At 66.6% G+C, this 13,658-nt stretch carries 10 protein-coding genes; 8 read left to right on the forward strand and 2 right to left on the reverse strand.

What is annotated here, in order from left to right:
- Positions 1-70: 70 nt before the first annotated feature.
- The 4 genes from folE2 (at position 71) to dbpB (ending at position 4,221) form a co-directional block, all read left to right on the forward strand.
- Entirely contained in the window at positions 71-874 is an 804-nt protein-coding gene (gene folE2 / locus DB30_RS10205; RefSeq protein ID WP_052548200.1) for a GTP cyclohydrolase FolE2, read from the forward strand.
- An 86-nt stretch (positions 875-960) separates the two neighbouring features.
- Entirely contained in the window at positions 961-1,809 is an 849-nt protein-coding gene (locus DB30_RS10210; protein WP_146658440.1) for a hypothetical protein, read from the forward strand.
- 2 nt (positions 1,810-1,811) lie between these two features.
- Positions 1,812-3,092 carry a tRNA-guanine transglycosylase DpdA gene (gene dpdA / locus DB30_RS10215; protein WP_052548202.1) on the forward strand — a complete coding sequence of 427 codons (1,281 nt, stop codon included), beginning with the start codon at positions 1,812-1,814 and terminating at the stop codon, positions 3,090-3,092.
- 4 nt (positions 3,093-3,096) lie between these two features.
- Positions 3,097-4,221, forward strand: coding sequence for a DGQHR domain-containing protein DpdB (gene dbpB, locus DB30_RS10220; protein ID WP_052548203.1), 1,125 nt, complete (start codon positions 3,097-3,099; stop codon positions 4,219-4,221).
- A gap of 105 nt (positions 4,222-4,326) precedes the next feature.
- Here dbpB and DB30_RS10225 read toward each other — a convergent pair whose 3' ends face one another.
- Together DB30_RS10225 and DB30_RS10230 are read right to left on the reverse strand one after the other, a co-directional pair.
- Complete coding sequence (locus DB30_RS10225; protein WP_052548204.1) at positions 4,327-5,451, reverse strand: 6-phosphofructokinase; 1,125 nt, start codon at positions 5,449-5,451, stop codon at positions 4,327-4,329.
- Between the two features lie 30 nt (positions 5,452-5,481).
- Positions 5,482-6,444: a hypothetical protein gene (locus tag DB30_RS10230; RefSeq protein WP_052548205.1), complete on the reverse strand. Its 963-nt coding sequence runs from the start codon at positions 6,442-6,444 to the stop codon at positions 5,482-5,484.
- A gap of 52 nt (positions 6,445-6,496) precedes the next feature.
- Between DB30_RS10230 and DB30_RS10235 the strand changes: the two genes are divergently transcribed.
- The 4 genes from DB30_RS10235 to DB30_RS10250 all read left to right on the forward strand — a co-directional run bounded on the left by DB30_RS10235 (position 6,497) and on the right by DB30_RS10250 (position 13,647).
- Positions 6,497-8,644 carry a hypothetical protein gene (locus DB30_RS10235; protein ID WP_052548206.1) on the forward strand — a complete coding sequence of 716 codons (2,148 nt, stop codon included), beginning with the start codon at positions 6,497-6,499 and terminating at the stop codon, positions 8,642-8,644.
- A gap of 66 nt (positions 8,645-8,710) precedes the next feature.
- Positions 8,711-10,900 (forward strand): CotH kinase family protein, encoded by a 2,190-nt coding sequence (locus tag DB30_RS10240; RefSeq protein ID WP_052548207.1) that lies wholly within the window; start codon positions 8,711-8,713, stop codon positions 10,898-10,900.
- Between the two features lie 172 nt (positions 10,901-11,072).
- Positions 11,073-11,588 carry a phage tail protein gene (locus DB30_RS10245; protein ID WP_052548208.1) on the forward strand — a complete coding sequence of 172 codons (516 nt, stop codon included), beginning with the start codon at positions 11,073-11,075 and terminating at the stop codon, positions 11,586-11,588.
- A gap of 637 nt (positions 11,589-12,225) precedes the next feature.
- A complete protein-coding gene (locus DB30_RS10250) occupies positions 12,226-13,647 on the forward strand; it encodes a serine hydrolase domain-containing protein (RefSeq protein WP_052548209.1) in 1,422 nt (473 codons plus the stop codon).
- Positions 13,648-13,658: the final 11 nt, after the last annotated feature.

A 13,658-nucleotide genomic window follows, 5' to 3' on the forward strand; every position in this document is an offset into this window, starting at 1 on the left:
CGTCAGGGCTCGACGCGTCCGGATACAGCCCAGTTTCTCAACCACTTGATCTATGGTACGAAACCCGGCTATGCAGGACGTCCAGGGCCTACCAGACGACCGAGAAATCCCGATCGACCGCGTCGGCGTCGCGGGTCTCAACCACCCGATCGTCGTCCTCGACCGCCGCTCGGAGAAGCAGCGGACCGTGGGAGCGTTCACGATGTCCGTTTCGCTGCCCCGGGAGCAGAAGGGCACGCACATGAGCCGGTTCGTGGAGGTCCTCAACGACCACCACGGAGAAGTGACGATGCGCACGGTTCCAAAGATCTTGCGAGATCTCCAGGATCGGCTTGGCGCATCCTCCGCACAGATTGAAGTCACGTTCCCCTACTTCCTCGAGCGCGCGGCGCCGGTGAGCGGGGCGACGGCGCTCATGGACTACTCGTGCGCGTTCATCGGTGAGCTTCGCGAGGACCACGATGATTTCGTCCTCCGCGTGCGGGTGCCAGTGACCAGCCTATGCCCTTGCAGCAAGGCTATCTCGGAGCGAGGTGCTCACAATCAACGGGGCTACATCACGATGTCCGTTCGGACGAACACCGACAGTTCGGGAGATCCGCAGCTCGTGTGGATCGAGGAGCTGATTCAGGTCGCCGAGCAGTCTGCGTCGGCTCCCGTATATCCGTTGCTCAAGCGTCCGGACGAGGCCCACGTGACCGTGCAAGCGTACGACAATCCAGTCTTCGTCGAGGACATGGTTCGCAACGTCGCTCGGCGACTGCAGGACGACCCACGAGTTTACTGGTTCGAGGTCCACGCCGAAAACCACGAGAGCATCCACAACCACTCGGCCTTCGCTCAGGTCACGTGGTCTCGCACCGAGAATCAATGACTGTCCATCTCGTCGCCAGCTGCACGGACCGAAAGCGTTCGAAGGTGCCACCTGAGCTGCGGCTCCGCGAACTCGCTGGCGGCTCAGTGAACGAACGCGTGCGCGGGTGGCTGACGACGTTGAGCAACTCGGCGACACCCGCTCTGCCAGCGCGCGAACTCTACGGCGGCGAGCACTGGAAGCTCATCCTCGAACTCGAGAGCGAGTTGCGCGAGACTCGGGGAAATATCGAACTCTCCGTCGCCTCGGCCGGCTATGGCTTGGTGTCGGCCGACGCGCACCTCAAGCCCTACTCCGCCACGTTCGCTGGACGCCAACCCGACTCGGTGGCTCAGAACCAGGACGATCGGTCTTCCACGTGGTGGGACGGGCTTTGCGCCGGTGGAGAATCTCCAAATTCTCTGCAAACTCTGATGAGCGGGGCCGAAGGTCTCGTCGTGATCGCATCTGCCAAGTACCTTCGGGCCATGCTGCCGGATCTCCTGCTCGCACGCGCCACACTGCCGGACCCTGGCAACCTGGTGGTCTTCGCCGGATCCAAGGTGGACGAACTGGAGAAGTCACTCATCCGGGTTGATGCGCGCGTCCAAGTCGCCCTCAAAGACGTGGGTGCGGACCGTCTGCGCGGTACCAAGCAAGGTCTCGCAGCCCGAACCGCGAAAGAGTTGTTGTGCCAGACCAAGACCTGGCCACCAACGGCCGCCGTGCTCAGTGAGGCGTACGAACGCCTCGTCGCTGGCGTCGCCCCACCCGAGGCGTTAGATCGTGAGCGCCACGAGGATGACGACGTCTCAGCGTTCATTGCCAAGGCGCTGGACGAGAACCCGCGCGCTGGCTGGACTAACCTGCTACGCACCTGGCGAGCCCAAGGCCAGGCTTGCGAGCAATCACGCTTCCGTCGTCTCCACGGCGAAGTCAAGGCGCGGAGGTCCTGACCGTGCACTACTTCCTGCCAGACAGCCAAGACCTGGTCGACCCGAGCTTCGACTTCGAAAAAGAGATCCGCAGTCCCGACCGTGTACGCCACCGCGACGATCGCTATGCCCACGAGGTGTTTGGCTCCCGGGCGTTCGACGGCATCCTCGTGTCCAAGGGCATCGTGGACTCGAATGGCGGCACTGGCCGCTACACGGGTCCGCAGCGGCGCCGCTTCGATCGTGATGGCGTCAAGCGCTTCTTCCGGGCGCAAGGCCACGGTTGGGGCAAGCTGCGCTTCATGGGTGACTGCGGCGCGTTTACCTATGTGAAGGACGAGGTCCCGCCCTACACGGTCGACGAGGTCATCGATTTCTACGTCCGGGGCAAGTTCGATCTCGGGGTTTCGGTCGACCACATCATCCTCAGCTACGACCCAGACTGGGACGCGTTCGGCAATGCTTCGGTGCCACCGGAGGTGCTCGAGCGGCAGCGGATCACGTTCGAACTCGCGCGGGAGTTCATCAAGAAGGCTAAGAAAGCTGGTGGTTTCACACCTTTGGGTGTCGCCCAGGGTTGGAGCCCATCCTCGTACGCGCACGCGGTCAAGCAGCTGCAGAAGATGGGCTACAAGTACATTGCGATCGGCGGCGTGGTACCGCTCAAGACTCACAAGCTGATCCACGTGCTCGATCAGATCAACGCGATACGCAACCGCGGCGTGAAGCTCCACCTCTTGGGCGTGACGCGCCTCGAGAAGATCGCAGACTTCCGCTCGTACGGAGTCGCCAGCTTCGACAGCACGTCGCCGCTGCGTCGCGCGTGGCTGGACAACAAGGTCAATTATTTCACGCCTGATCGCTCCTACACGGCGGTTCGGGTGCCCCAGGTCGACGGCAACGTGCGTCTGCAAAAGCGCATTCGAGCGGGCGAGGTCAAGCAAGAGCACGCGCTCAAGGCCGAGGCCAAGTGCCTCAAGTACCTCGCGGAACTCGATGCTGGCAAACGAAGCGCAGCGTCTGTGGTCAAGGCTCTGACGGAGTACGAGCGCATTCACGATCCGGGCGGCGACCGCTCGGAGCCGTACCGCGAGGTGCTCACCGATCAGCCCTGGAAGGCCTGTAAGTGTGAGGTGTGCATGCGGCTCGGACATCACGTGATCATGTTTCGAGGCGCCGAGCGCAACCGCCGACGTGGTTTCCACAACGTGGCGGTGTTCTATCAGCAGCTACTGCAGGAACTTGCGCGACCCAAGCGTCGTAACCCCGCGCGCGAGCCCGAGCAACAACTCCTGAGTGTCTAGGTCCATGCCCAAGTCCCGTTCAGTGATCAAGGTCCCGGCGATGGAGATCCATCAATCGCCGGGACGCAAACTCTACACCTTCGCGATCGACGGCAAGCACGTCTACGACTTTGCGGACGTCTCCCGCATCCGGCGCAACGAGAAGACCGAACTCGAAGGCTACCAACGGCCTGAAGTCATCGCGCACATCCAGGAGATCAAAGAGTATATCGAGAGTGACTCCCCGATGCTTCCCAACGGCGTGGTGGTCGCCTTCGATTCGCGGGTGAAGTTCAAGCGCGTCAAGACCACAGAACTCGACATGGGCACCGATACTGCGATGGGTGTGCTCGAGATTCCCGTTGGAGAGGATCCCAAGCGCGGACGCGTGGGGTTCATTGTTGATGGGCAACAACGGCTGGCTGCCATTCGGGGGGCGAAGATCAAAAAGTTCATGGTGCTGGTGTCCGCGTTCATTACTGATGATCTGCGCCAACAAACGGAGCAGTTCATCCTCGTCAACTCGACCAAACCGCTGCCCAAGGGGTTGATCTACGAGTTGATCCCGCACACCGATGCAAGGTTGCCGACCGCGCTGCACCGACGCCGACTCGCTGCATTTTTGCTCGAGCGGCTCAACCATGAACAAGGGTCGCCGCTCCACAAGATGATCCGCACCCCGACGGCGCCGGACGGGGTGATCAAGGATAATTCGATGCTCAAGATGCTGGGCAACAGCCTGAGCGACGGGGTGCTCTACGAGTTTCGGGATCGCAATGAGCTGACCGACGAGTCCGTGGCCGAGATGCTTGCGCTGCTTCAACGGTTCTGGGGCGCAGTGAGCGAGACTTTTCCTGACGCGTGGGGAAAGAAGCCGCGTGAGTCGAGGTTGATGCACGGTGCGGGGATCGTGAGCATCGGCAACTTGATGGATCACATCGCCTCGCAGCGAACCCGCCGCTCGACGATTCCCTCGCAACAGTACTTTCGGAAGCACCTCTCGCTGGTTGCACCCGAGTGCGCATGGACAGATGGGGACTGGCGCTTCGACGACGACGACGTGCGGAGCTGGAATCAGATCCAGAATACGCGGCAGGATGTCGAGATGCTGACGGACTTCTTGCAGCGGGCGTACGACGCCTCGGCGTAGCAGCGCGGGCCACAGGCTGCGAAACAACAACGCGATGACGCCGACGACGATGGCGTCCCCAATGATCAATCGTCTCCGCCCACCTCCACGGCGCCCCCGGAAGCGCTACAGCGTCAGCACCGTCTCGAGTTGGTTGAAGACCGCCTTGCGCCACTGCGCGAGCTCCCCTTCCCCATCCAGCAGCTGCTCGGTCGCGCGCAGCACCGCCGGTAGATCAACCACGAAGCAATACGGGTCGTCAGCCGAGCGCGTCGCAATCTCGGCCGGCAGCTCGCTCGGAGGCAGCCACGCGACCATCACCCGCGTGCGCCCTGCGATCAACGCCCGCACAGCGACGTTGGCCAGCCGCGAGCCAAGCAGACGATCGAAGGCCGACGGCCGACCACCCCGAACGACGTGGCCCAGCACGGTCACGCGGGTCTCGACCGGGTGCTCGGGGTCGCCGCGGCGCGCGAGCTCCTCGTCGACCCTGCGCTTGAGCTCGGTCGTTGGCAGCCGCACGCCCTCGGCTGTAATCGCAATCACCCGCCGGTCCCGAACCGCCCGCTTGCGCACCGCCGCGACCGCCCGGACCACGTCGGCGACCAGCTCCTCGTCGCTGCGCTCGGCCTCGGGGAACAGCACCAGATCCGCCCCGGCCGCGACCGCCGAGGTCATCGCCAGGTAGCCACATTCGCGGCCCATGACCTCGACCAAGAAGGTGCGATCGTGGGCCGAGGCCGTATCGGCGATCTTGTCGCAAGCCTCGACGATCGTGTTCATCGCCGTGTCCGCGCCGATCGAGAGGCTGGTCAGCGCGAGATCATTGTCGATCGAGGCCGGGATGCCGACGACCCGCGGGGCGTGCTCGCCGGCCTCGTCGGGATCCGAGAGCGCCAGGGCCCCGGCCAGCGATCCATTGCCGCCGATCACCACGAGCCCCGAGATCCCACGCGCAGCCAGGACCGCCCGCGCGCGGTCGCGGGTGGCCTGCTCGTGAAATGCCTTGCAGCGAGCGGAGCCCAGCATCGTGCCGCCCTCGCGGACGATCCGCTGGACGTCGCGGGGGCCGAGCGGCTCGAGCTCGTCTGCGATCAAGCCTTGGTAGCCATGCCGCACGCCGTACACCTCCCAGCCAGCCGCGGTCGCAACCAGGGTCGCCGCGCGCACGGCCGCGTTCATGCCCGGCGCATCGCCGCCGCTGGTCAACACCGCGAGTCGTTGGTTTGGGGGATTCGTGGTTTGGCTCATCTATCTTGCGCTCGAATTTCAGCTCGGGATTCAGCTCGCGCGAGGCTTCTCGCCCGGCTGTGGGCCGCGTTCGTAGGCCGGTTCACTGTTGGCATCGAACTGGCTACGGACCGCCTGCAGCCACGCCTGCAGCTGCGGATCCTCGCGGCCTCGCGCGAAGTCGGCCGCCACCGCGATGATCGGGTGAGCCAAGCTGCCAAGGCCCGCCACCACCTCGAACGCGGCCGCGCGCACGCTGGGCTCGCCCTCGTGCTCGATGATCCGCAACAAAGCGGCCCCGAGCTGGCCAGCGTCGCGGCCGTGCTCGTGCAGGCGCTCGAGCGCGCGGCGGCGATCATTGGGCTCGGCGCTGGCCAGCGCCCGCCCCAGATCGGCCCGACGCGTCGGCGTCCACGGCTGCTCCCCCCGATCGAGCGCGGCGCTAGCGAACGGCAGCGGGATCACGCGCGCGTCGACCCCAAGCGTGAACAAGCTGATCAGCCGGGTCCCGAGCGCGTCGCGGCGCTCGCTCAGCTCGGTGAACAGCTGCTCGCCCGTGCCCTCGGGCTCGGGCTCGAGCTCGAGCTGGCGCAGGCTGATCGGCGTGCGGCCCAAGCGGCTCGCGTCGTCGCCAAGCAACAACGCCACGCAGGCCCGCAGCCGGTTCGCGTCGCCGCGCAGCTGCAGGCGCAGCACGAAGGGGGCGTCCGGCCGACCCAGCAGCGCGGCCAGGCGATCGGGTGTGGCCCGGGCGAGCTGGATGTCGGCGATCAGCCCGCGCTCACGCACCACGTGCGGGCGCCCGAGCGCGGGATCGTCCGCGAGCACCAAGCGAGATCCCAGCCGCCCGCGCAGCGCCCGCGCCCGGCTTCGGAGGATCTGCCGCTCGGGCCGGGCCAGGCCGCCCGCGTCCACACGCACGCGAACCGCCAGCCACTCGCCGAGCGGGTCCCCCTGGGCCTGGAGTCGATCGGCGATCACGGGGATCTCGGCCAGCTGATCGACGTCCCACACGCGCGCCCAGGATAGCCCAAGCGCAACACGGATCGGCTATGATCGCGGCCCCGTGTTCAAGGATCTCGAGACTCCGCAGCTGGTCATGATGTTGATGGGCTTCGCCGGCATGCTGGGCTTTGCCGGGCTCGCGCTGTGGCTGTTGCGGGCGCAGAGGCGTCAGGCGCCGCAGGCCGGCTCCGCGGGTGCCGTGTCGAGATCCCAGCCGCAGGCGGCTCCTGCCCCCGTGATTTCGCCGCCGCCCGAGCCCTACGATCCCACGGAGTTCATCGCGATCCCGGGTCAGCGCGAGCTCGACTCTCCGCTCGCCGCGGGGGTCGGCGCCGAGAGCGTCGAGGCGTTCTCAGATCAGCACGCGGACACCGAGTTTGCGCCGCGAGACAAGACCGAGTTCATCGCGGCGCCCCTCGGTGGTCGACCTGATCCCGATCCCGATCCCTTTGCACATACAGCGATGGTGGCCAGCGCCGAGCTGCGCGAGCGCCAACGACTGGCGGCCCAACCAGCGCCCGACTCGGAGAAGACCGCCTTCGTCGCGCCGCCACCTCCCGACGACAAGACCGAATTCATCACGCCGCCGCACGCTCGCGAGCCCGCGCCCGACAAGACCGAATTCATCACGCCGCCGCACGCCCGTGCGCCCGCGCCGGACACCACGGGCTTCGTCGCGCCGCCACCTCCCGACGACAAGACGGCATTCGTCGCGCCGCCGCCTCCCGACGACAAGACGGCATTCGTCGCGCCGCCGCCTCCCGACGACAAGACGGCATTCGTCGCGCCGCCCGAGCCCGCTCCAGACCGGACCGCCTTCATCACGCCACCGCACGCGCGGGCGCCCGCGCCAGACCCGACCAGCTTCGTCCCGGCACCACCCGCGCGCGCGCCCGCGCCAGACCCGACCAGCTTCGTCCCGGCACCACCCGCGCTCGCGCCTCCCGTCGCGCCCCCGAGTCCGCAGATGATCGAGCGCCCAGGCCCGGTCCCGGACCCACCGCAGAAGTCCGTCATCCCGTCGGCCCCCGCAGCGCCGATCAGCGCTCGCCCGTCGGCGCCCTCGATCGATCTGAACGAGCACTTTGCCCTGGCCGCCGCCGCCTTCGAGCAGCTGCAGACCGCGACCACCAGCGCGTCCCTGCAAGCCTGGCGCGGCCACGTAGAGGTGCTGGCCTCGGTCCCGGGCGAGCAGCTCGCGGCCCACCTGCGTCCGCACCTGAGCGCGCTACCCAGCCACCGCGCTGCGGCGGCGCTGCTGGCCCTGCTGCACAGCAAGTCGTGGCCGGCCAGGCGCGCGTTTCCGCAGCTGCTGGCCGAGCTCGAGCCCGACGCTCGAACTGGCGCGCTGGTGGTCCTGCGGTCCTGGAATGACCCCCGCGCGCTTGCGATCGCCGTCGCCGCGCTCGCGCTGGCCGACACCGATGAGCTGCGCGCGACCTGGCTCGAGTGCTTCGCGGATCACGGGTGGGACCCCGGCGCCGAGGCGATCGACGCCGCGCTCACCCACGCGAATCCGCAGGTCGTCAGCGCGGGCCTGCGCGCCCTCCCCCACTGCGCGACCGCGTCCAGCCTCGAGCCCAAGCTGGCCAACCACGTGTTCGCCCCGGATCCTCGGGTGCGCGCCCAGGCGATCGAGACCTCGCTGCTGTTCGCAAACAACAGCGCGTGGTTGGTCTGCCACCAGCTCGCCCGCAACCCCAGCTTCCCCGGCGCGGCCGAGCTCGCCGGGCTGCTCGGCACCCAAGCAGAGATCGAGAAGCTGTGCGCGGCGCTCGTGGCCAGCCCCACCCCCGCGCTGCTGCGGGGGCTTGGGCTCTCGGGCCGCCACGTGGTCCTGGACGTCTGCGTGGGTCATTTCGACGACGAGGATGCAGACATGGCCGCAGCCGCGCGCGCGTCCCTGCAGGCCGCCGCTGGGCGCAGCTTCGCGGATGCCCCGGAGGCCAAGACCTGGCTCGCCGCCCAACCCAGCGCGCGACTGCTCGGCGGCGCGGTGCGATCGGGCAAGCAGGTGTTGGCGACCCTCGCGTCCGCGCAGCCGCCCCTGCGCCGCGCGATCGCTCGTGAGCTGCGGCTCCGCACCCGCGCCCGCGTGCACCTCGACGTCGACACCCTGCCCGACGCGTGGCGCCACCAGATCGAGCAGCTGAGCCACAACGAAGCATTTGGCGCGATCGACTTCGATCGCGGGTTTCCGTGGGTCTGATCCGCTCCGCGCATTGACCCGGCCACCAGAGCCCAGGCGAGGTATCAGCTCTGGTACCTTGCTGATATGCGCTTTGCTGCCCTGACATTCGTGCTCGCGCTGCTGCCCCTCACGGCCCTCGCGGTCGAGCCGGTCGGCGTGAGCGTCGAGCGAGGCCTGTTCATGGAGGCGGTCGCGTTCCCAGTCGAGCTGAGCTGCGCGACCCCGGGCGCGACGATCACCTACACGCTCGACGGCAGCGATCCACGCACGTCCGTGACCGCGCAGAGCGGCCCCTCGGGCACCCAGGTCATGATCGATCCCAACGCCTCGGCGGCCCCAGGCGTGGTGCTGCGCGCCTACGCGTCCCTCGATCCAGACCCGCCCAGCAAGATCGCAGCGCACACCTACATCTTCTTGCCCGACGTGCTCACGCAGCCAGCCGAGCTGCCGGGCTGGCAATCCTACGACTACAACGGCGGCGGCGGCCCTGCTCATCACGACCTCGAGATGGACCCCGCGATCGTGAATGACGTTGTCTATTCGCAAGAGATGATCCCCGCGTTGACGGCGATCCCCACCATGAGCCTGTCAGCCGAGCAAGGCGCCCTGTGGTCAGCCTATCGCGGCGACGCCGAGATCATGGTCTCGATCGAGGTGATCTATCCCGAGGGCGACAGCGAAGACACCACCGGCGGGCTCGAGCGCCACAGTCATGACCGCGTGAAGAACTCGATGCGGCTGTCGTTCAAGTCGCAATACGAGGATCCCAAGTGGAGCACGGATCTGCTGCAGCGCGGGCCGCTCAACGGTGCCAGCGCCGTCGCCAATTTCGACCGGCTGGTGCTGCGCGGCGGCAACAACCGCAGCTGGGCGCGCAACTGGAACCCCGATCGCACCACCTACACCACCGATCAGTGGATGCGCGACACCTCGATCGAGCTGTCCGGCGTCGGCTCGCACGGCACCTTCGTCCACCTGTACCTCAACGGGGTCTATTTTGGCCTGTACAACCCCGTCGAGCGCCTCGATGAGTGGTTCACCAGCGCGTACATGGGCGGGCCCGAGACCGATTGGTTTGCGATCAGCCACGCGGGCCCCAAGGGCGGCGATCCAACCCGCTGGGACTATCTGTCGGGGCCGCTCAAAGACACCGACATGGCCCAGCTCGAGAACTATGAGGAGCTGCGCGAATACTTGGATGTCGACATGTTCGCGGACTACCTGCTCTTGCATTGGTACGCCGGGGTCCGCGATTGGCCCGGCAACAACTGGTGGGGCGGCAACCAGAACGTTCCGCCCGCGCCGTTCATGTTCTTCACCTGGGACGGCGAGTGGTCATTTGGCGTGGGCATGGGCTCGCCCACGCAGCCGCAGGTTCACCCGGATTTTCTGGCCGGGGTTGGCAAGGGCGCGGGCCCAAGCACGGCGCGGATCTTCAACTCGGCCAAGCACAGCCCGGAGTTCATGATCGCGTTCGCGGACCGGGCCTATCGCGCGCTCTACAACGACGGCGCCCTGCGGGACGAGCACGCCCGCGCGCGCTGGCAGGCGCTCGCCGACCACCTGCGGACCCCGGTGGTCGCCGAGTCGGCGCGCTGGGGTGACGCGGTGATCGGCGGGCCCACGCGCACCCGCGATGAAGATTGGCAAGACGAGGTCGATCTCCAAGACGCGTACATGGACGGCGCCGCCGCTACCATGATCACGGCGCTGCGCAATGAGCAGTACTACCCCTTGGTCGATCCGCCGCTGTTCTTCGATGGCGCGGCGCTGATCGAGACCACCCAGCTCGAGCTCGAAATGGGGACACCATTCGCGACCCGCCTCGAGCTCGATGGTGGCGGCGGAACAATCTATTACACCGTTGATGGCACGGATCCACGCGCGCCCGGTGGCGCGCCGCAGGGGATCGACGGCGGCGTCACGGTCGACGTCGACCTGGTCTCGCCAGCGCAGCTGCAAGCCCGCACGCTCGACGGAAACGAGTGGAGCGCCCTGCACCTGCTCGACCTTCACGGTGTTTCCACGGGCGATGGCGACGGCGATCCGGGCGATGGCGACGGCGATCCAGGCGACGGGGACGGCGATCCAGGCGACGGGGACGGCGATGGAAACACCGCTGACACCGACACCGAGACCGGTACGTCGGGCGGGGATCCGGGCGTCGCGGCCGGCAGCGAAGGCTGCAACTGCGCCGTCCAAGCCGCTGGACCGCCTCCTCTGCTGTTCTTGGTTGGATACGGCTTGCTGCGACGGCGTCGACGCGACGCCTGAACGCGCGCCCGATCATGCAGCGTGCATGAAAACTCCGCGCGCCCTGTGTACGGTCTCTTGGCTTCGCGACGCTTTCACTACAAGTGCTCGATGTGCGGTGATACGCTGCCGGGGATCCCGCTCGACGTCTCATGACGATGCGTCCTCACCCGGGACTCTCAGGAGATACACCATGGAACCATTCATCGGCATGATCGTGCAATTTGGCGGCAACTTCGCACCCCGTGGTTGGGCGCTCTGCAATGGGCAAATTCTCTCAATCGCCCAACACACTGCGCTGTTTTCGATCCTCGGTACCACGTACGGTGGCGACGGCCGCACCAGCTTCGCGCTGCCCGACCTGCGCGGCCGGGTCGCCATTCACGAGGGCGCGGGGCCCGGCTTGACCCTACGAAAGCTCGGCGAGACGGGCGGCCACGAGACGGTCACGCTCACCGTCAATCAGATGCCCGCGCACAACCACCCGGTGCTCGCTGACAAGACCCTCGCAACCACGGGCGACCCGGTGGGCAACGCATTTGGGCATACCGGCGACACGTCGATCTACGAGGCTGGCCCGCCCAACCAGGTCATGGACGCGGACACGATCGGAAACAGGGGCGGCGGGCAACCGGTGGATGTGATGCCGCCGTTCTTGGCCATCAATTTCATCATCGCGCTCGAGGGCATCTTCCCGTCGCGGAACTAGAGCGCCGATCAGTTTGGAGTCGCGGCGTCAGGTGCGTCTGGGGCCGTTCCTGCCTAGGAGGGAGGCCGAAGCTGTATCCGGCATACTGCGAGCGCCGACCGACAACGGCAGGGGCGGTCCCAGATGTGCCTGGCGTCGTGAATTCAAACTGATTGGCGCTCTAGCAGCCCGTGGTGCAATGCCTCGCGTCGCCTCGCGCCGGGATTTTCGTCGAGATTGAGGAGCCGAAACGCAGCTGTACCGGGCGTACTGCAAGTTTCGGCGACGAAGAGCTCGGCGGAAAGACCAAGCGAGGCGGTGCGAGGCATTGCACCACGGGCTGCTAGCCCCGAATCAAGCGCTGCGCGCTCGACTCGGGCCTACTATGTCTTCAAGGGGGCTTTCGAAAGCCCCTCGCTTCGGCGGCGGAGCCCCCTTCGCTCACCCCAAACGCTCGCCTGTCGGCTCGTACTAGCCCATCTCGTTGGTGGGACGATACCAGGCCGCTGCGGCCGGGCGACCGCCTGAGCTTCCTCCACGACACGCGCGCGGAAATCCGTGGGCGTGCTGGTGCAGCGGGTGTTCGCTGTCGCCGTGCCATGCTAGGTTCCCGGGCAGTCGACGGGAACCGAGAGTGCACAAGCCGCTAGCCACTACATTGATCGGACTCCTCGTGTTTGGGATTTGGGCGATCGGGCTCAGCGCCACCTTGCAGGCGGCCGCGCCCAGTGGGTCAATCGATGACTTCATCGACAGCGAAATGCCGGCCTCGGGGGCGCCTGGGCTGGCATACGCCGTCGTGGTCAATGGCGAGATCGTGGAGGTTGGTGCGCGCGGTGTCCTAGAGCTCGGCGAGAATCAGGAAGTGACCCCCGACACGCCCTTCCTCACGGGCTCGATCTCCAAGAGCTTCACCGCCCTGGCGGTGATGCAGCTCGTCGAAGCGGGCAAGATCAACCTGGACGCGGAGCTGTCCCGGTATCTCGACAGATTCTCGGGCGGACCTTCTGGGTCGATCACCATCCGGCAATTGCTCAGCCACACCAGCGGGTTCTCCACGCTGCAAGGGAACGCCCCCCCCGCGGAGCGCCCAGAACAGAAAGATGAGCTTGCACGCGTCGTCGACCAGCTCGCCACCCTGGCTCCCGCCTATCCACCCGGCACCACCTGGGAATACTCGAACCTCAACTATCAGATTCTCGGTCGCGTGATCGAGGTCGTGAGCAACCAGGACTTTCAAACCTATGTGGTGTCCAACATCTTGGTCCCGGTGGGCATGAAGAACAGCTTTGTCGCCAACGGCGAGGTTCACGAAGAGATGGCCACGGGTCACCTGCCGTGGTTCGGCACCAAGCGCCCGCTGGCCGAAAATCGGACCCGCCGCAGCACCGCTCCTCAAGGGGGGGTCGTCGCTAGCGCGAGCGATCTTGCCCGCTACATGCAGGTCATGTTGAACGGCAAGGATGATGTTCTGAGCGCCAGCGGCAAGGCTGCGATGATGCGGCCGGCGAGCGATGCATCACCGTCGTACGGGTTTGGATGGTTCTTGGATGCACAAAGCGGGAGCGTCTGGCACTCCGGCGCAAGTCCTGGGACCGAGACCCTCGCCACCATGGTGCCCAACGAGCAGACGGGCGTCGTCGTGCTGGTCAACTCGGGGGGCGGACTGGGCTTTGGCGAGTCGGCGCAGCTGCGCAACGGCATCACCGCCCGTGCGATCGGCGCAGACTACGACGGGGAGGGCAGCCGCTGGGCGCAAAAGGCAACCTTCGTTGCAATGCTCGTCTTACCCTTCGCGTACTTGTTCAGCATCCTCTGGGCATGGCGCGAGCGAGCTGCGATCCGAGCCAAGTCGGGCCCGTTTGGCGTCTTCAGCCTGTGGTTCCCGCTGCTCACGACGCTCGGCGCGGCTGGGTTCATCTTCGTGCTGGTGCCCAAGCTGTTTGGCGTCCCGCTGGGAACGCTGCGCCGATTCCAGCCTGACTTCGCGCTGGTCCTGAGCGCGACCGCCGTGACCGGCGTGGTGTGGGCGGTGTTCCGGCTTGGCGTGGCCTACAGCGGCAAGTCACGCCAAGCCTGATCGCGCTTGGA

Source organism: Enhygromyxa salina (genome assembly GCF_000737335.2).
In the GTDB taxonomy this organism is placed as follows: Bacteria; Myxococcota_A; Polyangia; order Nannocystales; family Nannocystaceae; genus Plesiocystis; species Plesiocystis salina_C.